Origin of the sequence: Rhodococcus koreensis, from assembly GCF_900105905.1 — a bacterium.
GTDB classification, from domain to species: domain Bacteria; phylum Actinomycetota; class Actinomycetes; order Mycobacteriales; family Mycobacteriaceae; genus Rhodococcus_F; species Rhodococcus_F koreensis.
This window is the reverse complement of the sequence record NZ_FNSV01000005.1, coordinates 5,694,111-5,716,141: the sequence shown is the minus strand read 5'-3', so window position 1 is coordinate 5,716,141 and position 22,031 is coordinate 5,694,111. Positions and strand designations below refer to the sequence as shown.

The window sequence follows — 22,031 nt, the reverse complement described above, 5'->3', positions numbered from 1 at the left end:
TCGAGTCGGTCGGATGGGGATCAGACTACGGCGGTCAGTCCGCCGTCGACATACAGGATCTGGCCGTTCACGAAGTCCGACGCCGGCGAGGAGAGGAAGAGCAGCGCACCCACGAGTTCGTCCGTGCGTCCCCACCGTCCGGCGGGCGTGCGTTTCGTGAGCCACGCACTGAACTCGGTATCGTTCACGAGCGCCTCGGTGAGCTGGGTGTCGAAGTAGCCGGGTGCGATGGCGTTGGCCTGCAGTCCCAATGGTGCCCAGTCGGCGCACATTCCGCGGGTGAGCATCTTCAGCCCACCCTTGCTGGCAGCGTACGGGGCGATGCCCGCCCGGCCGAGTTCGCTCTGCACGGAACAGATGTTGACGATCTTGCCGTGCCCGCGTTCGACCATCGCCCGCGCGAACTCGCGGCCGACGAAGAAGGCGCTGCTGAGATTGGTGTCGAGAACACGACGGAAGTCGTCGTCGCCGAACTCGAGCAGGGGGCTGCGGTGCTGGACGCCGGTGTTGTTGACGACGATCTCGACGGGGCCGATCTCGCTCTCGACCCGCTTCGCGGCGGCGGCGACCTCCTCGGGAGCGGTCACGTCGAAGGCGCAGGTGTGGACCGTCGCGCCGGTGGCGTTCACGATCTCGTCGCGACTGCGCGCGAGGGCTGCCGCGTCGCGTCCGTTGAGCACGACCTCCGCGCCCGCCTCGGCGAGCCCGTTGGCCAGTGCGAAACCGATTCCCCGGCTCGACCCCGTGACGAGCGCGATCCTGCCCTCGACGTCGAAGCTCCGATGCGAACTCACTGTGTGGCGACCTTTCGTTCTTCGTGCAGGTATTCGACGGCGGCCCGGGCGATCAGGTCCGGTGCGGGTGCGACGTCCAGGGCGACACCGAATTCGTCGGCGTCGAGCGGTTCGAGGAGCGCGAACTGGGAATCGAGCAGTGCAGGCGGCATGAAGTGCCCGCTCCGTGCCTGCATCCGCCCGCGGATCACCTGCTGGTCTCCCGTGAGGTGCACGAACAGCACCGGGTCGGAGACGTCGCCGAGGATCGTCCGATAGCTGCGCCGCAGCGCCGAGCACGCCACCACACCGCGGCGCCCCTGCCCGGACAGCTCCTGCAGCCGGTCCCGGACGACTCCCAGCCACGGGGCCCGGTCGTCGTCGGTCAGCGGGATGCCGGCGGCCATCTTCGCGACGTTCGACTGCGGGTGCAGATCGTCGGCATCGAGGAACCGGTGGCCGGTCAGTGCGGAAAGTTGCTGCGCGACTGTCGTCTTCCCGCAGCCGGTCACCCCCATCACCACGATGTGGGGTAGCTGATCGCCACTCATGAAATGTTCCTGTCCGCCGGTGTGGAGAGATGCAGTTCGAACATGCCCGACCGCACGACGGCTTGGCAATGGCGGAGGGGATACCGGTTGACGTTGCCGTCATACCGAAGCGCGAGGGATGCCGGTGCTAGCGGCTCACGAGTGTGATCGCCGCGGCCTCGACGGTGTCCTCGGACAGCAGCACCTCGAGCGCGGCGTCGCCGAGTGGGATGAAGCTGTTCTCGCTCGTCACCCGCGCGAGCGGCCCGGTGAAGCCCTCGTCGACCAGTGCTGCGACCACGCCCTCGGACACACCCCCCGACTTGCGGGTCTCGTCGACCACGAGCACCCGGCCGGTGGCGTGCGCCTCCCGGACGACGTCCTGCACCGGCAGCGGTGCGAGCCAGCGCAGGTCCACCACCCGGGCGGCGATGTGCGCACGCTCGAGCTTTCGCGCGACTCGCAGGCTCATCCGCAGACCGTTGCCGTAGGTGACGATCGTCAGGTCGGTGCCGTCACCGTAGGTGCGGGCCGAGCCGATCGGGACGTGGTTCTCGGCCTGCGTCGCGGGGTCCGGATACGGTGCCAGCCACAGCCCGTCGCCGTCGTCGTGCAGATCCCGGATGTGGTACAGCGCAATCGGTTCCAGGAACACGCACACCGCGCCGGCGGTGCGCGCCGCCGCCACACAGGTGTGCATCATGGCCGCGGCGTCTTCGGGGCGGGACGGCGACGCCACCACCACGCCGGGGATGTCGCGCAGTGCGGCGACGGCGTTGTCGTTGTGGAAGTGCCCGCCGAAGCCCTTCTGATACCCGTATCCGGCGATCCGCACCACCATCGGATTGCGGTATTGCCGGTCGGAGAAGAACTGCAACGTCGCACCCTCCCCGCGGATCTGGTCGGCCGCATTGTGCAGATACGCCAGATACTGGATCTCCGGGATCGGCAACAACCCGGACACCCCCGCACCCAGCGCAAGACCCAGGATCGCCTGCTCGTCGAGCAGGGTGTCGAATACGCGCGCCGACCCGGCCTTCTTCATCAGACCCCGGGTCACCCCGTACACCCCGCCCTTGCGGGCCACGTCCTCACCGAACACCAGCGCCTCGGGGCAGCGGGCGAGCACGTCGAGCAGGGCACGGTTGATCGACAGGGCGAGCGTCAGCCTGCCTTCCTCCTCCGGCAGCGGCGATCCGACAAACTCCGCGCGCTCGGCCGGGTCGACGCGCTCCGGCACCGCCGCGGTCGCCTGCTCGGCGGTGTCGATGAGGGGCCTCATCACCGCCGCGGGACTGTCCAGTTGAGATAGCTCGGCGACCTCCCGGGCGAGACCGAGAACCTCCGCGCGTGTGTCCTCGTAGCGCGCGAGGATCTCGGTGGGGCCGAGGTGTCCGCCTTCGATCAGAAGTCTTGCGGTGCACAGCACCGGATCCCGGTCGAAGTCTGCGGTGATCTCGGCGGACGTCCGGTACGCGGACTCGAGATCGGATCCGGCGTGACCCATCAACCGGACGGTCCGCAGATGCAGGAACGCCGGCTTGCGGTGCCCGCGCACCCAGTCGGCGGCCCTCTTCGCGGTGGCGTACGCCGCCGGCAGGTCGGAACCGTCCGCCTCGAAGTACTCCAGACCCGCCCGCTCACCGAAATTCGCGGCGATCCATCCCGTCGGTGTCTTGGTGCTGATCCCGATCCCGTTGTCCTCGCAGACGAACAGCAACGGGAGCGGCAACCCCTGGTAGGCCGAGTGGACGGCGGTGTTGATCGCGCCGACGGCGGTGGAGTGGTTCGCCGACGCATCCCCGAAACTGCACACGGCCACCGCGTCGGCGGGCCACGGCGAGGGCAGGTGGAGCTTGTGTGCCCGGGCGATCGAGAAGGCGACACCAACTGCCCGCGGCAGATGCGAAGCGACGGTGGAGGTCTGGGGAATGATGCCGAGATCGTGGCGGCCGAACACCTTGTGCCGTCCACCCGAGATCGGCTCCTCCGTCGCGGCCACGACACCGAGGAGGACGTCGCGGAGCGGATCACTGCCGTCCACCTGCTGCGCCCGCGCGAGGAAGAATCCACCGGAACGATAGTGCAGCAGAGCGGGATCGGTCGGACGCAGCGCTGCTGCGACGGCGGCATTGCCCTCGTGCCCGGAGGAACCGATCGTGTAGAAACCCATACCCTGCGACCGCAACCACCGGGCCGCCAGATCGAGATGCCTGCTGCCGAGCTGGGCGTCGAAAAGGTCCAGAGTGCCCTGCACCGACAACGGGGACGGGGGCCGGATCGGATCCTCCGGGCGGACCCCGGTGCTGCTTTTCCCGCGGACAAGCCCCGACACGACAGAGATGAAGTAATCGTCGATCTGTTCGGCCATCCCCCGATCATCCTGTGACGCCGAGCGGCGGGCAAGGGTCACCGGACCGGAGTGTCGCGCTCCATGCCGCAGGTGACCGTCGTGTTCAGCTCACCTTCTTGATCAGGTCGGCGAGTTCGGCCAGTTCGACGGCGTCGAGGTCGGTCAACGGTGCACGCACGGGGCCTGCGGGCCGGCCGATGACCTTCATGCCGGCCTTGATGATGCTGACGGCATATCCCTGCTTCTTGTTGCGCAGGTTGCAGTACGGGATCACGAACTCGTTGAGGGCGTTGACGACGAACGCGTTATCTCCGCTGCGGAGGGCGTTGTAGAAGTCGAGTGCGAACTGCGGGACGAAGTTGTAGATCGCCGAGGAATACGTGGTGACGCCCAGGGCGAGATACGGCAGGGCGAACATCTCGGCGGTGGGCAATCCGCCGACGTAGGTGAGGCGGTCACCGAGGCTCGCGTAGATGCGCGTCATCTGCTCGATGTTGCCGACACCGTCCTTGAAACCGACCAGGTTCGGGCAGCTGTCCGCGAGTTCCGCCACGGCCGACTCGGTGTACACGGCGTTGGCGCGACTGTAGATCGTCACACCGAGAGTGGTTGCGGCACATACCCCCTTGACGTGCGCCACGAGGCCGTCCTGGCTCGCCTCCGTGAGGTACGGGGGAAGCAGCAGGATGCCGTGCGCGCCGGCGCTCTCGGCCGAGCGGGCCATCTGTACGGCGGTCGCGGTGCCGTAACCGGCGGGGGCGATGACCGGAAGTCCGTCCGGTGCCTCCTGCACGGCGGCCCGGACCACCTGCTCCACCTCGGGTGGGGTGAGCGAGAAGAACTCGCCCGTGCCACCGGCGGCGAACAACCCGGAGGCGTCGAACTGCCCGAGCCAGCCGATGTTCTCGCGGTACGCGGCCTCGTCGAACGAGTGGTCCTCCGTGAAATGGGTGACCGGGAACGACAACAGACCGGAGCCGAGCTTGTGGGCAATCTCTTGGGGCGACGCTGTGGTCATGGGTTTCGTTCTCCTCGTTCGCAATCGCGTCACTGTCGGTGCGCTGTGTTCACAAGGCTAGGAGCGCTTTCGATTCAAGTCCAACACTTGTTTGGGATCTTTCGATACCTGAACGGTATCGATGGCGCGGATGCTGCAGCGGTGGCGTGATCGTCGAAAGCCCACCAGTGTCCGTCCTTATCCGGACAAGAACGTGTTCCGGCGTGAGAATGTCAGGACGGAGGTGGGGTTCGATGGAGTTGGACGTGACCGGGGTGCCGGAACGGGTCTCGACCGGAGCTCTGCCCGGCTGGGACGACGTGGAGTCGCTTCTGCACGGCGCGTACGAGCGATCTGCCGCCGCCACCGACGGTGTCGTGGCGGATTACATCCCGATTCTCGCGGCAGTCGACCCCGACCTGTTCGGGATCTGCGTCGCCGAGGTCGACGGGGGTGTGCACGCCGTCGGCGACGCGGTGCACGAGTTCTCGATCCAGTCCATTTCCAAGGCCTTCACGTACGCGCTCGTCTGCCAGGAGATCGGCCACGAGGTGGTGGGCGTACGGATCGGGGTGAACAACACCGGCCTGGCGTTCAATTCCGTCGTGGCCCTCGAACTCAACGACGGCCATCCGATGAATCCCATGGTCAACGCGGGCGCCATCGCCACGACCGCACTCGTTCCCGGGGTCACTCCCACCGCGAAGTGGGAGTTCGTCCAGGACGGTCTCTCCCGCTTCGCCGGGCGCCGGTTGACGCTCGACGTCACCGTGTACGAATCGGAGGCGGCGACGAACCTGCGCAACCGCGGGATCGCCCAGCTTCTGGAGAGCTACGGCCGCCTGGACGTCGACCCGTTGGACGCCGTCGACGTCTACACCAAACAATGCTCACTCCGGGTGAACACCCGGGATCTCGCAATCATGGGCGCGACTCTCGCCGACGGCGGCGTCAACCCGGTGACGGGAGAACGCGTCGTCGACGAGTCGATCTGCCGCGACACGCTGTCGGTGCTGGCCGCCACCGGGTTCTACGAACGTTCCGGGGAATGGCTGTTCGAGATCGGCGTGCCCGGCAAGAGCGGCGTGTCCGGCGGCATCGTCACGATCGCCCCGGGCAAGGCCGGACTGGCCACCTTCTCCCCGCGGCTCGATTCCGCGGGCAACAGCGTTCGGGGGCAGCGGGCAACTGCCTACCTGTCCCGGACTCTCGGATTGAACGTCTTCGCGTCCGGGCCCCACCCTCCGCGTGAAAGCAGGTCAGCATGACGATCCCCGCCGATACGTCCCGCCCGCATGATCCCGGCGAGCAGGTGAAGGCGTCGTGGCGTCCGATGATCGGACTCGCCCTGGCGCAGGTGCTCATGTCGTTCAACGTCGCGGCACTGCCGGTCTCGCTGGGTGGCATGGTCGAGGATTTCGGCGTGCCCCCGACGACGGTGAGCACCGCGATCGTCACCTACGGCCTGGTGGTCGCGGCGCTGGTGATGGTGGGTGCGAAGCTGGGACAGCGAGTCGGCTGGGTGCTGATCTTCCGCATCATGGTCGCCGTGTTCGCTGTCGCGGAACTGATGATGGTTCTCGCACCGAGTATCGGCTGGGTGATCGCCGCGCAAGCGCTCGCAGGGGCCTCGGCCGCGATCATCGTGCCCGCCCTCGTCGCCCTCATCGCCGAGAACTATCGTGACACCCAGCAGGCCACCGCGATCGGATCACTCGGATCGGCACGTGCGTTCTCCGGACTGTCCGCGTTCCTGATCGGTGGCGCACTGGGAACTCTCGTCGGCTGGCGGCCCGTCTTCGCCATCCTCATCGTCGTCGCCGTCGCGGTGTTCCTGCTGAGCTTCACGCTTCGCTCCGATCGCGGCAACGACGCCATCAGCATCGATATCGTCGGCGCATTCATCATCGGTATCGCCGTCGTGTCGCTGACGCTGGGTTTCAACAATCTGAACTCGTGGGGTCTGCTGACGGCATCCCCCAACGCGCCCTTCAGCGTGCTCGGCGTCTCCGGCGCCCCGGGCTGATCGTGCTGGGAATCATCCTCGGGCAGGCGTTTTTCGTCTGGACCAGACGGCGCGCCGACAGTGGCCGAGTGCCCCTGATCAGTCTCGAGGTGGTGTCGGCGCCCACCGAGCGCGCGGCCGTGTATGCGATGTTCGTGGTCGTCGCACTCGAAGCGGCCCTGAACTTCACCGTGCCCCTCTACATTCAAATCGTCCAGGGCCGCACCCCGTTCGACACCTCGCTGGCGATGATGCCGTTCAACATCACCGTGTTCGTCACCGCCATGCTCGTCGTCCGCTTCTACGGCCGGTTCAGCCCCCGCGTCATCGCACGCTTCTCCTTCGCACTGACCACCGGTGCCTTGATCTGGCTCTCGTTCGTGGTGACCAACAACTGGGAGACCGTCCCGACCATCCTCGGGCTCATCGTCTTCGGCATCGGACAGGGCGCCCTCGTCACCCTCGTCTTCAACGTGCTGGTCACGGCTGCCCCGAAGGAACTGGCGGGCGACGTCGGGTCGGTACGCGGCACCACCCAGAACCTCGCATCCGCCGTCGGCACGGCCTTCGCCGGCGCGCTCCTGGTGACGCTGCTGTCGATCGGCGTCGGGCAGGCAGTGGCCGGCCACGTCGACCTACCCGAAGACCTCGTTGCACAGGTCGACCTCGACAACATCAACTTCATCAGCAACGACCGCCTCGAGGAGATTCTCGACGCCACCACCGCCTCCGACGTGCAGGTCGACGCCGCCGTGCAGATCAATATCGACGCCCGCCTCGACGCCCTCAAGATCGGGTTGCTCACCCTGGCAGGGCTCAGCGCGATCGCCATGGTGCCCGCGAGCCGGCTCCCGAACTACCGCAAGGACGAGATCCCCGACCCCTCCCCCCACGAGGACTAGACCCACCCGGCAACGGGGTTGTCCCCCGATCGGAGGACAACGCATTCACCCCGGAGAAGGCCCCGTCGGCGGACAGACGTCCGAGCGGCGAGAAGCCATTGTTGTCACATGCCGCGAACACCCGGACGGCGGACAACGAGGGAGCACCATGCAGAACACCCGGAAGTTCTACATCGACGGCGAGTGGGTCGAGCCGATCGGCACCGACACGCTCGACGTCGTCAACCCTGCGACGGAAATGGCCATCACCACCATTGCGCTGGGCGACGAGAAGGACGTCGATCGAGCCGTCACGGCCGCGCGCACAGCCTTCGACAGTTACGCGTCGACGACACGTGCCGACCGAATCGAGTTGCTGAGCAGAGTCATCGAGGTTTACGGGCGGCGAATGAACGACCTTGCCACGACCATCACCCAGGAGATGGGCGCACCTGCCGGGCTCGCCGCGACCGCTCAGGCACCGTGCGGCATGGCACACCTTGCCGCCGCCCTCGATGCGCTCCGCAGGTTCGAATTCGAGGAGAAGATCGGCACCACGACCGTCGTGCACGAACCGGTCGGCGTGTGCGCGTTCATCACACCGTGGAATTGGCCCGTCAATCAGATCGCCGCGAAAGTCGCGCCCGCGCTGGCCGCCGGCTGCACGATGGTGCTGAAGCCGTCCGAGATCGCGCCGCTCAATGCGATCATCTTCGCCGAGATACTTCACGAAGCGGGTGTCCCGGCCGGGGTGTTCAACCTTGTTCACGGTGACGGACCTACGGTCGGAGCCGCCCTGTCGAGGCACCCGGACGTCGACATGGTGTCGTTCACCGGATCGACCCGTGCCGGTGTCGAGGTCGCGCGGAATGCTGCACCGACCGTGAAACGCGTTGCGCAGGAACTCGGCGGCAAGTCGGCGAACATCGTGCTGGTCGACGCGGACTTCGACGAAGTCATCACCCGGGACGTGATGGGCGTGGTCGTCAACGCGGGCCAGTCCTGCAACGCCGGCTCTCGTATCCTCGTCCCGTCGGACCGCATGGACGAAGCCTGCGCGATCGCGAAGGCGGCTGCCGAGAAGATCGTCGTCGGGCCTCCCGACGCCGACGGGACCACCGTGGGTCCCCTTGTGTCACAAGCACAATTCGACAAGGTCCAGCGTCTGATCCAGACGGGCATCGACGAGGGCGGCACACTCGTCGCAGGCGGTGTCGGCCGTCCGGCCGGACTCTCCGCCGGATACTTCGTCCGGCCCACCGTCTTTGCGAACGTCACGAACGATATGACCATCGCACGAGAGGAGATCTTCGGCCCCGTCATGATGCTGATCGGCTACGAGGACGAAGCCGACGCAATCCGCATCGCGAACGACACCACGTACGGGCTCTCCGGAATGGTCTCCTCGCGCGACCCACAGCGCGCACGGAACGTCGCCCGGAAGCTGCGGACCGGAATGGTCCACCTCAACGGAGCACCGCTGGCGTTCGATGCGCCCTTCGGCGGCTACAAACAATCAGGCAACGGCCGCGAGTTCGGCAAATTCGGCCTCGCCGAATACCTCGAAGCCAAAGCCATCTTCGGCGACAACGAGAACTGAGCGGGAGCGTTCCGCATTTCTGCACGACTGCTGTACTGGAGGGACGGATCGTGAATCCGATTATGTGGATGGGCATCGCCGGGATAATCGGCACGGCCGTCTCACCGTGGATCGCGGAACGACTACGCAGCAAGAATGCGAGGAAAGACCAGCTCATGAAACTGCGGCTCGCCATCTATGCCGAGTTGCTGGGAGCGACGGCTCGCCTCGCAACACAAGCACACGCGGGGGCGCCGAATCCCGCTGCCGAGGTGGAGTCGATCGACACCGAAGAATTGGACGGCCTGCTCAGCCAGGCGAAGGTCGTCGCCGGCCCGGACGTGTTGCGACAACTCGAGGAGCTGTCGCAACACACCGAGTCGCTCAACCGAAGCGCAGATCTCGCCGAGATGGCGGGCAGCATCGCCGCAACTCGGGGAAGGTCCAGGACGCCATCCGTAGCGAGATGGTGCGCTGACCGCCTTACCTGGTGGGGGCGCCGCGCCGGGGAACGATCATCACCGGTACCTGCGTGGAACGCGGGGCACAGCCGCGTGGCGCGATTGCCCCGAAGGCAGTCCGCGCTCGATGACCGCAGCGGCGATGATCGTCACTACGCATTCTCTTCTTGTCTCACCGGCGTGGCCACCACATGGGTCACCGGGACTGCCGGGTGTTCGGCCCGTGCCCGATCGACCACATCGAAACGATGCCAAATCGACTCGTCCGGCGGCAGTGTCGCGATCACGATTCGATCGGGATGAAAGTCGTCCACGGACTCCGCGAGCGCGCGCAGCGGGCGGTAATCACCCAGTGCACCGTCGACGTCGAGATCGTCGGCACGCAGTGTGGTGAGTGTGTAGTCCAACCGGCTCTGCGCCGCCGATTGTGTTGCCGCTCGTACGTCGAGCGGACCGTGCGTTGCGGCGACTCCGGTCTCGATCGGACTCTCGGGCACGGTGACGAAGTACTTGGCCTCGCGGTCGGCGCCGATCCGGCGCAACTCGTCCAACAGTTCCGCGGAGTTCGCAGTCTCGTTGGCCATCACCAGCACTCGATGCGGCCGCGCTGTCCCGACCACTTCCTCTGCCACCGGGCGACGTGCGACATACCACTTGTTGAGGAAGTAGAAGCCGACGACGACAGCCCACGACAGCAGGCTCAGTACGAGTTGTGACCGCGATTCCTTCTGCAGGTACATCTGAAGCAGAACGCCCAGGATTGCCAGGACGGTGACGATGGACAGTACCGGGAACAGCCACATCCGAACCCGCAGGTGCGACGATCCGGACCGGAACCTCAGGATGATCTGCGATACGCCGATCAGGGCGTACACGAAGAGAATGACCGCACCACTCGAGTTCAGCAGGAACGCGAAGACCGTTTCGGGCGATATCGCTGCGGCGACGACACACAGGAAACCGACCACCGAGGAGGCGAGGATCGCGACGGCGGGTACCCCACGTCGCGTCACGTTCACCAACTTCGCAGGGGCTTCGCGTCGGGCTGCCAGCACGAACAGCATGCGCGATGCGGTGTACATCCCTGAATTGAGGCAACTCAGCACGGCCGTCAGCACCACGGCGTTCATGATGTGGTCGGCGTAGGGAATCCCCATCTCGGTGAATGCGGCGACGAACGGGGACACGGAGACGCTCTCGTCGTTCCACGGCAGAATCGTCGCCAGCAGGAAGACCGAGGTAACGAAAAAGATCGCGATACGGATGATGACAGAGTTGGCGGCCTTGGCCACGGCCCGCTCGGGATCTTGCGATTCGGCGGCCGCGATGGTCGCGACCTCGGCGCCGGTCATCGAGAAGATGACGGTGACGATACCGGCGGTGATCGCCGCGGCCCCGTAGGGCATGAGGCCACCGTGGCTGGTGAGGTTGGAGAAGTCCATCGACTTCCCGGGCCACAGCCCGAACACGAATGCGCTTCCGAGAGCGAGGAACACGATGATCGCGGCGACCTTGATGCCGGCGAACCAGAATTCGAACTCACCGAAGGAGGACACCGAGAAGAGGTTGGTCGCCGTCATGGCGATCAGCAGCACCAGGGCGCACAGCCAGAGCGGTACGCCCGGCAGCCAGTACTGGACGATCTTCGCGCCGGCGATTGCCTCGAACCCGACGATGATCACCCAGAAGTACCAATAGAGCCATCCGACCGAGAACCCTGCCCAGTCCCCCAGCGCCCGGCGGGAATAATCGGCGAACGACCCCGTCGAGGGGTTGGCGACAGCCATCTCCGCGAGCATCCGCATCACCATGATGACGACGGCCCCGCTGATCGCGTATGCGATGAAGGCCGCCGGTCCGATGTCTCGAATGGCCACGCCTGAACCGACGAACAATCCTGCGCCGATGACGCCGCCGATGGCGATCATCCTCAGCTGACGGTCGTTGAGCCCCTTCTCCAACTTGCCGGGAACACCACTCATCGCAAACCTCCAGTACTACACCGAGGGTCGCTGCGGAATATTGCGCGTGCGGTCCCCCTCAGGCCTTCCTTGGCTGGTGCACACGATCTCCGGAACATGGTGAACCTCCGTTGGCGGTAACGCACCGGCAGATGCCGGCTCTTGATATATAACTGATATAACACTCACCTGTCGGGTGTATGTCAAGAGCTGAGATGGCGTTCTCATCAGTTCGTCATCAGCAGAGGAAGATCGACCACGCTGCGGCCGTCGGGCCGGGCTGATCGGTACGACGTGGACGGGACACACGCGCGCTGGGCAGCGAGGGGGGGGCGGGCGACAGCCCGGACTCGCGATCACCGAATTGAACTCTGCAGCACTGAACTCCGCAGTGGCGGACTCCGCAGCGGCACGCCTCGGGCACGTCTGCGGTGCGCGGACGCACTGCGGTGGGGCATCGAAGGCCCGGCGTACCGACCGTCAGCCGTCGGCACTGCGAAAGGTGAGACGAAAAGCGCGACACCCCTGCAGGGGTGAGCTCCCGCAGGGGTGCCGCGCAGACTCGTCGAGGATCAGACGAGTTCGAACCGGTCGAGGTTCATCACCTTGTCCCACGCGGACACGAAGTCGCGCACGAACTTCTGCTTCGCGTCGTCGGCCGCGTAGACCTCGGCGAGGGCGCGCAACTCCGAGTTCGACCCGAACACCAGGTCGACGCGGGTTCCGGTCCACTTGACCTCACCGCTGACGCGGTCCCGACCCTCGTAGATCTCGGAACCCGAGGACGCCGGCGCCCACGTCGTCCCCAGGTCGATCAGGTTCGCGAAGAAGTCGTTGGTCAGCGCGCCGGGGTTCGAGGTGAAGACACCCTCTTCCGACGTGGTGTTGTAGTTCGCGCCCAGCACCCGCAGGCCACCGACGAGAACCGTGAGTTCGGGTGCGCTCAGGTTCAGCAGGTTCGCCTTGTCGACCAGGAGGAACTCCGCCGGCAGGCGGTTGCCCTCGCCGAGGTAGTTGCGGAAACCGTCCGCCGCCGGTTCGAGCGCGGCGAAGGACTCCACATCGGTCTGCTCCTGCGTCGCGTCCGTGCGACCGGGCGTGAACGGCACCTCCACGTCGTAGCCGGCATTCTTCGCGGCCTGCTCGACAGCAGCAGCACCACCGAGCACGACGAGGTCGGCGAACGAGACCTGCTTGTTCCCGGTCTGTGCCGAGTTGAAGGACTTCTGGATGCCTTCGAGGGTCCGCACCACCTGGGCCAGCTCGTCCGGGTTGTTGACCTCCCAGCTCGCCTGCGGCTCGAGGCGGATCCGGCCGCCGTTGGCACCGCCACGCTTGTCGCTGTTACGGAACGACGAGGCCGACGCCCACGCGGTCGAAATCAACTCTGCGACAGTCAGTCCGGACTCGAGAATCCGGCTCTTCAGGGTCGCGATGTCGCCGGCGTCGATCAGCTCATGGGTGAGCGCGGGGATCGGATCCTGCCACAGCAGCGTCTCCTCCGGCACCAGCGGGCCGAGGTAGCGCACGATCGGCCCCATGTCACGGTGGGTCAGCTTGTACCAGGCCTTGGCGAAGTCGTCGGCGAGCTGATCCGGGTTCTCGAGCCAGTTGCGGGTGATCTTCTCGTAGGCCGGATCGATCCGCAGCGACAGGTCCGTCGTCAACATGACCGGCACGTGCGTCTTCGACGAATCGTGGGCGTCGGGCACGGTGCCGGCTCCGGCGCCGTCCTTCGGGATCCACTGGTACGCACCGGCGGGGCTCTTGGACAGCTCCCACTCGTAGCCGTAGAGGGTCTCGAGGAAGCTGTTGTCCCACTGCGCCGGGGTCGGCGTCCAGGCGCCTTCGAGGCCGCTGGTGATCGTGTCGCCACCCTTACCCGTGCCGAACGCGCTCTTCCAGCCCAGACCCTGCTCCTCGAGCGGAGCGGCCTCCGGCTCGGGTCCGACCAGATCGGCCGGGCCGGCACCGTGCGTCTTGCCGAAGGTGTGACCGCCGACGATCAGCGCGGCCGTCTCCACGTCGTCCATCGCCATGCGGCCGAACGTCTCTCGGATGTCCCGTGCTGCCGCGACGGGATCCGGGTTGCCGTTCGGTCCTTCGGGGTTGACGTAGATCAGACCCATCTGGACCGCACCGAGCGGCTTGTCGAGGTCCCGCTCTCCGGTGTAGCGCTCGTCTCCGAGCCAGGTCAGCTCCGGACCCCAGTAGACGTCTTCCTCGGGCTCCCACTGATCGACACGGCCGCCGCCGAAACCGAAGGTCGTAAAGCCCATCGACTCGAGCGCGACGTTGCCGGCGAAGACGATCAGGTCGGCCCACGACACGGTCTTGCCGTACTTCTTCTTCACCGGCCACAGCAGCAGGCGCGCCTTGTCCAGGTTCGCGTTGTCGGGCCAGCTGTTCAGCGGCGCGAAGCGCTGCATCCCGCCGCCGGCACCACCGCGGCCGTCGGTGATGCGGTACGTGCCCGCGGCGTGCCACGCCATCCGGATGAACAGCGGTCCGTAGTGTCCGTAGTCGGCGGGCCACCAGTCCTGCGAGGTCGTCATGACCTCTTCGATGTCCCGCTTCAGGGCCTCGAGGTCGACGCCCGCGAATTCCTCGGCGTAGTCGAAATCCTCGTCCATGGGATTGCGCACGGCGGGGTTCTTCTGCAGGATCTTCAGGTTGAGCTGGTTCGGCCACCAGTCACGGTTTCCACCACCCCGGGTGGGATGCGCGAGCCGGCCGTGTGCGACGGGGCAACCGCCACTCTGTGCGGGCTCGGTCTGAGCCTCGGCGATCGGCGGGTGTTCTTCCGCGAGAGTTTGGGTGGAGTCAGACACGACTTTCCTTTCACAAGGGGCTGTTTCGGGCTGGGCTGTTTCACGTGTGCGTGTGAAAGTGTGGGGTTAGTTGTGAGGCGAGCAGTCGGGGCACAGTCCCCAGAAGATGACCTCGGCCTCGTCGACCAGGAATCCGTACCCCAGCGACAGGTTCAGGCACGGGGTCTCGCCGATACTGCAGTCGATGTCTGCGATGGCTCCGCAGGACCGGCAGACGGCATGATGGTGGTTGTCACCGACCCGCGACTCGTAGCGCGCCACCAAACCCGATGGCTGAATCCGCCGTACCAGGCCGGCAGCAGTCGCCGCGTGCAGTATGCCGTACACCGACTGCCGGGACACACCCGGCAGAACCGAGCGCACCTCTCCGAGAATCGTCTCCGTGTCAGCGTGCGGATTCGCCTGTACCGCTTCCAGTACCGCGACCCTGGGCCGGGTCACGCGCAGTTCAGCCTCACGCAACTGTTCTGCGTACTTCGATGTCACGGACACTCTCCTACTATTGCCTACAAATCTGGAACGAGTCAAGAGTTTGTGAAAATCTTTGCTGGATGGCGGAACTCGAGCAGTACGAGAAAGCCTCTCGAACACGTGCCGTTCGGTACCACTAATTGCCGCCGCCCGCTTCTGTTGGCACCCAATGACATAACTGAGCCGGCACCTGTCCGGTCCACACAGGCCGGCCGCAACCGATATGTCCCATTCAGCCGCCGATCGCTCCCATGCTGCGCACGGGAGGCGCGAATCCGTCGGCTTCGATGCCGTGCCCCACCCACTTGTTCCACATCGCACCACGCCACAACAGCGCCAGTTCCTCGTCGCCCGCGCCCGACCGCATCGGGCCGCGCAGGTCGATCTCGGAGTCACTGAACAAACACGACCGGACGGTACCCTCGGCGGTGAGCCGGGTCCGGTCACAGTCGGCGCAGAACGACCGCGAGACCGACGCGATGATCCCGACCGTCGACGGACCGCCGTTCACCCGCCACTTCTCCGCGGGCGCCGACGGGTCGTCCCGACCGATCTCCCCGAGGTCGAATCGTTCACCGAGCACCGCGAGGAGCCGGTCCGCCGGAACCATGTTCTCGCGCGCCCACTCGTGGTCGGCATCGAGCGGCATCTCCTCGATGAATCGCAACTGCACGCCCTCGTCCAGGCACCACTGCAGCAGATCCGGTGCACCACCGAGCGTTTCGGGCATGAGCACGGCGTTGATCTTCACCGGCGACAGCCCGGCGGCGACGGCGGCGCGGATTCCGGCGAGCACGGAAGGCAACCGGTCCCTCCTGGTCAGCTTCGCGAACTGCCCTCGCTCGACAGTGTCGAGGGAGACGTTCACGCGGGTCAGACCGGCGGCGGCGAGCCCGCGTGCCCGGTGCTCGAGACCGACCGCATTGGTCGTCATCGCCAGCGGGACACCCGGGACCCGCGCCGCGCAGCCGGCGACGATGCGCTCGAGGTCGGCGCGCATCAGCGGCTCGCCGCCCGTGAACCGCACTTCCCGGACCCCGAGGCGACGCACGGCGACGACGACGAGCCGGACGATCTCGTCCGCCGTGAGCAACCGCTCCGCCGGGATGGCGGGCAGGCCCTCCTCCGGCATGCAGTAGGTGCACCGCAACGAGCACTTCTCGGTGATCGACACCCGCAGGTCCCTGGCCACCCGGCCGAAGCGGTCCACCAGGTGCGCGACGTCCGGCCTCCCCGCCGAAGAGGCCGGCGTCCGTACCGTGGGAATGCCCATCTCCACCGTCGTCATCGCGCTGCCCTTCCCTTCATCAGGGAGCGGAACCCACGAGCGGCCTCGTCACCACGACGTCAGTGAGCGATCTTCGCGCGCAGCCAGTCGTGGAACTCGCCGATGTGATGCTCGCTGGGAACGAGCACACCGCCGTCGCGGTAGCGTCGCGAATCCATCGCAGGCTGGCACCGCTCGCAGGCGTCGAAGTCCTGCTGGTTGACGCGATGGAAGAGTTCCACGGAGCGATCGAGGTCCTTACCGGTCGCCACCACCTCGGGCAGATACAGCCAGTCGCACTCGACGATGGTGTGGTCGGCGGCGAGCGGGAACATCCGGTGGACGATCACGTGGTCGGGCACGAGATTGACGAACACCGTCGGCCGCACGGTGATCGCGTAGTACCGGCGGTCCTGCTCCTCGGCGATGCCGGGAATCACGTCGTGGCCTGCGGAGCCGTCGACGGTGAACCCTTCGACACCCTCACCGAACTCGGCCCCGTGACCGACGTAGTACTGAGCGGCGTATCCGTCGGCGAACTCGGGCAGCACCTCGGTCAGTTCCGGGTGGATCGTCGCGCAGTGGTAGCACTCCATGAAGTTCTCGATGATGAGCTTCCAGTTGGCCTTGACGTCGTACACAATTCGACGGCCGAGGTCCAGGTTCGCGATGTCGTACCGATCGATCGACTCCACGTCGCCGAGCCGGTCGCGGATGTCCTGAACGACGGTGGTGTCGAAGGACGTCGGCTCGTCGGCCAGGTTGAGCCAGACGTAGCCGATCCATTCCTGGACCGCCACGTTCTTCAGCCCGTACTCGACGCGGTCGATGTCGGGCATCTTGGTCAGGTTCGGTGCCGCGACGAGCTTGCCGTCGAGGTCGTAGGTCCATGCGTGGTACGGGCACTGGAAGGAGCGCTTGACTTCTCCGCTCTCCTCCGTGCACAGCCGGGCGCCGCGGTGGGCGCAGATGTTGAGGAAGGCCCGGATCTCACCTGTCCGGGATCGAGTCACGATGACGCTTTCCCGCCCGATCTGGACGGTCTTGAATGCGCCGGGCTTGTCGAGGTCCGCGGCCCGCACAGCGCAGAACCACATCTCCTCGAAGACCTTCTCCTGCTCGAGCTTGAAGATGTCGCTGTCGGTGTAATAGTTTCCCGGGAGCGTGGAGATGAGGCTCTCAGGCAGGTGCGTGGTTGTCACTGGGGGTCTCCCTTAGTGTGTGATCTCGTGGATCCGTGGGCTGAGAAGGTTGTTCAGATCGGGGTCGGCTGAGCGGAGATTTGGCGGCGCCAGCGGGTGAAGAGACGAACCTGATCTACGCCGAGGACCGCAACCGGGTTCCCGTCTCGCCGATAGACGGCGAGGAAACTACCCGCGTCGAGGCTGCCCTCTTCGATGGTGAATTCTGCGTCCGGTCCGGCGATTCCGGCGAACTGGATGCGCGCGCCGTACTGGTCCGACCAGAAGTACGGTGGCTTGACATGCTGGCCCTGGTACTCGCCGGAGAGGAGAGTCGACACCGCGATCGCCGGCCGTTCCGAGGCCCCGGTCCAGTGTTCGACGCGACGGTGAGCGCCCGAGGCGTCCATCCATGCCGCGCAGTCACCGACCGCGACGACATGCGGAATCGACGTAGCGCCGCCCCGGTCGCACAGCACACCGTTGCCGAGTTCGATGCCGCTTCCCTCGAGCCATTCGATGTTCGGTATGCCCCCGATCCCGACGACGACGACGTCAGCGGGAACGTGGCGACCGTCGGCGAGGTCGACGCCGGTCACCCGGTCGGTACCGGTCAACCCTGCGACTCCGACACCACAGTGGAGGGCGGTGCCGTTGTCGCCGTGGAAGCGGGCCACAGCCGTTCCCAACTGCGGACCGAGCGGGCCGATGAGCGGTGACGGAGCGGCTTCGACGACCGTGACATCCAGTCCCAGCTTGCGCGCTGTGGAGGCAACCTCGGCGCCGATGAAACCTGCACCGATGACCACCAGTCGGGCGCCGGAGACGAGGTCGGCGCGCAGCCGGTCTGCGTCCTCGATCGTACGGAGGACGTGCACACCGGCGAGATGCTCGGTCCCTGGCCACGGCCGCGCACGCGAACCGGTCGCGAGGACGAAGCCGTCGGCGCTCAGCTGGGAGCCGTCGCTGAGCGTGACGCTACGGGTGCCGGCATCGAAATTCGTTGCGGACAGTCCGAGAAGCCAGTTCGCCTGCAGGTCTTCGTCATCCGGTTCGAGAGTCAGAGAAGCCTGGTCGATGTCGCCGGCCAGATACTCCTTGGACAGCGGCGGACGATCGTAGGGCCGGTTGCTCTCCGCTCCGACGATGTTCAGCTCACCGGCGAAGCCCTGCGCGCGCAGGGCACGCGCAGCACAGAGACCGGCGAGCGATGCGCCGATGATGGCAATGCTCTTCATGCTTTCCCCTCCGCGTCGAGACGGCTCCGGATGTCGGGTGGCAGGTTGGGCGCTTCGGTGCTGAGCTCGACGTAGATCACGCCGTCCTCGATCACGACCTCATGAGTCCGCACGGGAAGCTTCGCGGGCGGCGCATCGACCGCCCCGGTCCGAAGGTTGAACTTCGAGGCATGCAGCGGGCACTCGACCTCGCAGCCTTCGAGCCAGCCATCTGCCAACGAAGCGTCCTGGTGCGAGCACGTGTCGTCGACGGCGAACACCTCACCATCGTCGGTGTGGAACACCGCGATGGGCGGGGAGGCATCAACACGGCGTGCGTCACCGCGAGGGAGGGACGCTAGTGGGCAGACCTCGAGCATTGAAAGCCTCTCTGTTGTGCAATGCGAAACACGTCGTGTGTTACGCAACAGTGTGACAATCGCCATAGGGCAGTGTCAAGTGGAGATGCACCATCGAAATCCGACGCGTCGCAGCCCTGCCCGGAGGGCGGGCGGGAAGCAGCTTCGGCGCAGCGCATCCGTCGAAGAGGTTGCGCCACAGGATCATCACTCGATCAATCCGCTCGGAAGATCCCGAGACAGACGGCTCGGCGTCGAACGAAGCAAGGCCGACCCTGACGCCGAGAAGACATCCACCCCCACTCGGCGCCCCCGGTCGCCATCAACGTCGGCAGGCCGAGAACCTTTGACCAGCCGCGCCTGGTGAACTACACTCCTTCCATTCTGATATATCAGTTGTCGTCAGACAGTTCCCCATCCTGCACAGACCCGGTTCGGGTCAGCCGTCCCGTGCTGTGACCGCAGACCTACGGCATCGGCTTACATGCACCATTTCGGCGTTCCAGAGAGGGCGTATCCCATGGCAATCGCGACGTTGATCGACGGCAAGGCCGTGAGCGAGCAGATCAAGGATGATCTCGCCGACCGAATCGCCATGCTGCAAGTGCAGGGGATTCGGCCTGGCTTGGGCACCATCCTCGTCGGCGACGACCCCGGCAGTCATGCCTACGTCGCAGCGAAACACCGCGACTGCAGGCGCGTCGGTTTGAACTCCATCCAGGTTCGCCTGCCGGCAACCGCGTCTCAGCTCGACATCGAGGCAGCTGTCCTGCGACTGAACGCCGACAGCGCCTGCACCGGCTTCATCGTCCAGCTCCCGTTACCGAAGCACATCGACACCCACCGGGTCCTCGCGCTGATCGATCCCGCCAAGGATGCGGACGGATTGCACCCGACGAATCTCGGTCGACTCGTGCTGGGGATGGCCGGACCGCTGCCGTGCACCCCGAGAGGAATCATCGAACTTCTCCGCCATCACGATGTCCCGATCACCGGCGCTCGGTTCTGCGTCCTCGGATGTGGCGTCACCGTCGGCCGGCCTCTCGGTCTGATGCTGACGCGCCGAAGCGAACATGCGACCGTGACCCTGTGCCACGAGGCCACCGTCGACACGGCCGCCCACACGCGTAACGCCGACGTCGTGATCGCTGCGGCCGGTGTCGCCCACCTGGTGCAGCCGGATTGGATCAGCCCCGGTGCCACCGTGTTGTCGGTCGGCATCACGCGCACCGTCGAGGGGATTCTCGGTGACGTGCACCCATCTGTGGACCGCGTTGCCGGGAAGATCAGCGGTGCAACCGGTGGCGTCGGCCCGATGACGCGGGCCATGCTGCTCACGAATGTCGTCGAGATGGCCGAAGAAATCGCGGGGTACTGAGGACCCTCGACGAGCTCAGGCGCTGGGTGTGTACGACTCCCGGAAGCCCATGCGTTCACTGATCTCTGCAGCCGCTGCAATGACGTCGGGTACCACGTCCCGCATGCGCTCTTCGCTGAAACGGTAGACCGGTCCGGACACGCTCAATGCTGCTGTGGTGCCGCCTGCGTAGTCCCGGATCGGTGCCGCAATAGCGTTCAACCCGTCTTCATACTCTTCGACGACCACGGCATAGCCGAGGCTCCGCGCCGCGTCCAGTTCCTCGTCGAGTCGAGCGAGCGTGGTGATCGTGTGATCGGTGAACTGCTCGAGCACCGACGAGCTCAGGATTTCGTGTCGTTGCCGCTGATCGAGGTTGGCGAGGAGAACTTTTCCACTTGCCGTCGCATGGAGCGGGGTGGGCTCGCCGATCCAGTTGTGCGTGCCGATAGCCGCGGGCCCTCTGGCCTGATCGAGGTGGACGGCAAAATGCGAACGCAGAACTGCGACGTTGACCGTCTCGCCGAGTTTCATGGCAAGCCGTTCACACACGGCGTGGCCCTGCTCCGTTATCTCGAGCCGTTCGGGCACTGCCGCGGCCAAGCGCAGGATCCCCAGGCTGAGGCGGTACTTTCCCCGGTCATAGGTTTGCGTGACCATTTCGTGCTCTTCCAGGGAGCCCAGCAGTCGAGACACCGTGGACTTGTGCACACCGATTTCGGCGGCGATCGCACTGACCCCGACCTCACCGTTGCGGGCCAGGACCTCCAGCACTCGTACCGCGCGGTCGACCGACTGCACACCGCCGTCGTTCGACCTCACTCCGTCGCCTTTGGTCATGAGGCAACTATACGAAAGTTTTACTGGCGCCGACGCCGCCCTCCGTGTAGGGCCAACGCTCCGTCAGTATCGCGTGAACATCAGTTCGACTCACTGACCCCAGGTGAGTGGCGCGGTGTGCGGGAGCACGCTGTGCCACTCACCTCAGGTGATGCGGTCGGGGTGGGTGTAGAGGTTCATGGTGGTGCCGCGCAGGAACCCGATCAGGGTCAGGCCGGTGTCGTGGGCGAGGTCGATCGCCAGCGACGACGGCGCGGACACCGCCGCCAGGATCGGGATCCCGGCCATCACCGCCTTCTGCGCCAACTCGAACGACGCCCGACCGGACACCAGCAGCACCGTCCCGCGCAGTGGGATGCGGTCCTGCTCGGTGGCCCACCCGATCAGCTTGTCGACCGCGTTGTGCCGGCCGACGTCCTCCCTGACCGCGAGCAGCTCCCCCGTGCGGGTGAACAACCCCGCCGCATGCAAACCCCCGGTCGTCTCGAACACCTTCTGCGCCGCCCGCAACCGGTCCGGCAGTCCCACGATGGTGGCCGAATCGACCCGCACCGTGTCCGCCGCCGGGGAATGCTTCGTGCGTTGCCGGATCGCGTCCAGGGACGCCTTCCCGCACACCCCGCACGAGGAGGTGGTGTAGAAGTTGCGTTCGATCCCCATGTCGGGCAGGAACACCCCGGGTGCGAGATCCACGTCGAGGACGTTGTAGGTGTTGACGCCGTGCTCGTCGACGCTGTTGCAGTACCGGATCGACGCGATGTCCGCGCGGCCGGCGATGATGCCCTCGGTCAGCAGAAACCCCTGCGCGAGTTCGATATCGGAGCCGGGGGTCCGCATCGTCACCGCCAACGGGGTGCCGTTCACCCGGATCTCGAGGGGTTCCTCCACCACCACGGTGTCCGGCCGGGTCGAGTGCCGGGTGTCGGTGATCCGGGTGACCGGGGTCCGGGTCGTCACCCGCCCCACCG

18 protein-coding genes are annotated in these 22,031 nt (G+C 66.0%); 5 read left to right on the top strand and 13 right to left on the bottom strand.

The annotated features are described in order from the left end of the window. Positions 1–20: 20 nt before the first annotated feature. The 4 genes from BLV94_RS30540 to kdgD all read right to left on the bottom strand — a co-directional run bounded on the left by BLV94_RS30540 (position 21) and on the right by kdgD (position 4,674). On the bottom strand, positions 21–794 hold the full coding sequence (locus BLV94_RS30540; protein WP_072944338.1) for an SDR family oxidoreductase: 774 nt from the start codon (positions 792–794) through the stop codon (positions 21–23). Beyond that, the gene (locus tag BLV94_RS30535) at positions 791–1,324 is read right to left on the bottom strand and encodes a gluconokinase (protein WP_072944336.1); all 534 of its coding nucleotides are present in this window, start codon (positions 1,322–1,324) and stop codon (positions 791–793) included. Before BLV94_RS30535 ends, BLV94_RS30540 begins: the two co-directional genes overlap by 4 nt. Before the next feature lie 127 nt (positions 1,325–1,451). Next, entirely contained in the window at positions 1,452–3,674 is a 2,223-nt protein-coding gene (locus BLV94_RS30530) for a thiamine pyrophosphate-dependent enzyme (RefSeq protein ID WP_072944334.1), read from the bottom strand. Between the two features lie 85 nt (positions 3,675–3,759). After that, positions 3,760–4,674, bottom strand: a complete 915-nt coding sequence (gene kdgD, locus BLV94_RS30525; protein WP_072944333.1) for a 5-dehydro-4-deoxyglucarate dehydratase — start codon at positions 4,672–4,674, stop codon at positions 3,760–3,762. A gap of 233 nt (positions 4,675–4,907) precedes the next feature. Between kdgD and glsA the strand changes: the two genes are divergently transcribed. The 4 genes from glsA (at position 4,908) to BLV94_RS30510 (ending at position 9,139) form a co-directional block, all read left to right on the top strand. Further along, entirely contained in the window at positions 4,908–5,921 is a 1,014-nt protein-coding gene (gene glsA / locus BLV94_RS30520) for a glutaminase A (protein ID WP_072944331.1), read from the top strand. Further along, complete coding sequence (locus BLV94_RS51080) at positions 5,918–6,679, top strand: MFS transporter (RefSeq protein ID WP_244163693.1); 762 nt, start codon at positions 5,918–5,920, stop codon at positions 6,677–6,679. Before glsA ends, BLV94_RS51080 begins: the two co-directional genes overlap by 4 nt. 68 nt (positions 6,680–6,747) lie before the next feature. Further along, a complete protein-coding gene (locus BLV94_RS51075; protein WP_244163692.1) occupies positions 6,748–7,560 on the top strand; it encodes an MFS transporter in 813 nt (270 codons plus the stop codon). 148 nt (positions 7,561–7,708) lie between these two features. Next, entirely contained in the window at positions 7,709–9,139 is a 1,431-nt protein-coding gene (locus BLV94_RS30510) for an aldehyde dehydrogenase family protein (RefSeq protein ID WP_072944329.1), read from the top strand. 592 nt (positions 9,140–9,731) lie between these two features. Here BLV94_RS30510 and BLV94_RS30500 read toward each other — a convergent pair. The 7 genes from BLV94_RS30500 to BLV94_RS30470 all read right to left on the bottom strand — a co-directional run bounded on the left by BLV94_RS30500 (position 9,732) and on the right by BLV94_RS30470 (position 18,887). Continuing rightward, positions 9,732–11,561, bottom strand: coding sequence for an amino acid permease (locus BLV94_RS30500; protein WP_072944325.1), 1,830 nt, complete (start codon positions 11,559–11,561; stop codon positions 9,732–9,734). A gap of 551 nt (positions 11,562–12,112) precedes the next feature. Further along, positions 12,113–14,371 carry a catalase/peroxidase HPI gene (gene katG / locus BLV94_RS30495; RefSeq protein ID WP_072944323.1) on the bottom strand — a complete coding sequence of 753 codons (2,259 nt, stop codon included), beginning with the start codon at positions 14,369–14,371 and terminating at the stop codon, positions 12,113–12,115. A 66-nt stretch (positions 14,372–14,437) separates the two neighbouring features. After that, positions 14,438–14,863, bottom strand: a complete 426-nt coding sequence (locus BLV94_RS30490; protein ID WP_072944321.1) for a Fur family transcriptional regulator — start codon at positions 14,861–14,863, stop codon at positions 14,438–14,440. 211 nt (positions 14,864–15,074) lie between these two features. After that, the gene (gene moaA / locus BLV94_RS30485; RefSeq protein ID WP_072944319.1) at positions 15,075–16,130 is read right to left on the bottom strand and encodes a GTP 3',8-cyclase MoaA; all 1,056 of its coding nucleotides are present in this window, start codon (positions 16,128–16,130) and stop codon (positions 15,075–15,077) included. Between the two features lie 59 nt (positions 16,131–16,189). Next, positions 16,190–17,311, bottom strand: coding sequence for an aromatic ring-hydroxylating oxygenase subunit alpha (locus tag BLV94_RS30480; RefSeq protein ID WP_072944317.1), 1,122 nt, complete (start codon positions 17,309–17,311; stop codon positions 16,190–16,192). A 53-nt stretch (positions 17,312–17,364) separates the two neighbouring features. Then, positions 17,365–18,528, bottom strand: a complete 1,164-nt coding sequence (locus BLV94_RS30475; protein ID WP_174705522.1) for an NAD(P)/FAD-dependent oxidoreductase — start codon at positions 18,526–18,528, stop codon at positions 17,365–17,367. After that, on the bottom strand, positions 18,525–18,887 hold the full coding sequence (locus BLV94_RS30470; protein WP_072944315.1) for a bifunctional 3-phenylpropionate/cinnamic acid dioxygenase ferredoxin subunit: 363 nt from the start codon (positions 18,885–18,887) through the stop codon (positions 18,525–18,527). Before BLV94_RS30470 ends, BLV94_RS30475 begins: the two co-directional genes overlap by 4 nt. Before the next feature lie 499 nt (positions 18,888–19,386). Here BLV94_RS30470 and BLV94_RS30465 point away from each other — a divergent pair, with 499 nt between their 5' ends. Next, positions 19,387–20,244, top strand: coding sequence for a bifunctional methylenetetrahydrofolate dehydrogenase/methenyltetrahydrofolate cyclohydrolase (locus tag BLV94_RS30465; RefSeq protein WP_072944314.1), 858 nt, complete (start codon positions 19,387–19,389; stop codon positions 20,242–20,244). Positions 20,245–20,259: 15 nt separating this feature from the next. On the opposite strand, the gene BLV94_RS30460 is transcribed toward BLV94_RS30465, so the two are convergent. Both BLV94_RS30460 and fdhD read right to left on the bottom strand, forming a co-directional pair. After that, entirely contained in the window at positions 20,260–21,063 is an 804-nt protein-coding gene (locus BLV94_RS30460; protein WP_072944312.1) for an IclR family transcriptional regulator, read from the bottom strand. A gap of 144 nt (positions 21,064–21,207) precedes the next feature. Further along, positions 21,208–22,029, bottom strand: coding sequence for a formate dehydrogenase accessory sulfurtransferase FdhD (gene fdhD, locus BLV94_RS30455; protein WP_072944311.1), 822 nt, complete (start codon positions 22,027–22,029; stop codon positions 21,208–21,210). Positions 22,030–22,031 lie beyond the last annotated feature (2 nt).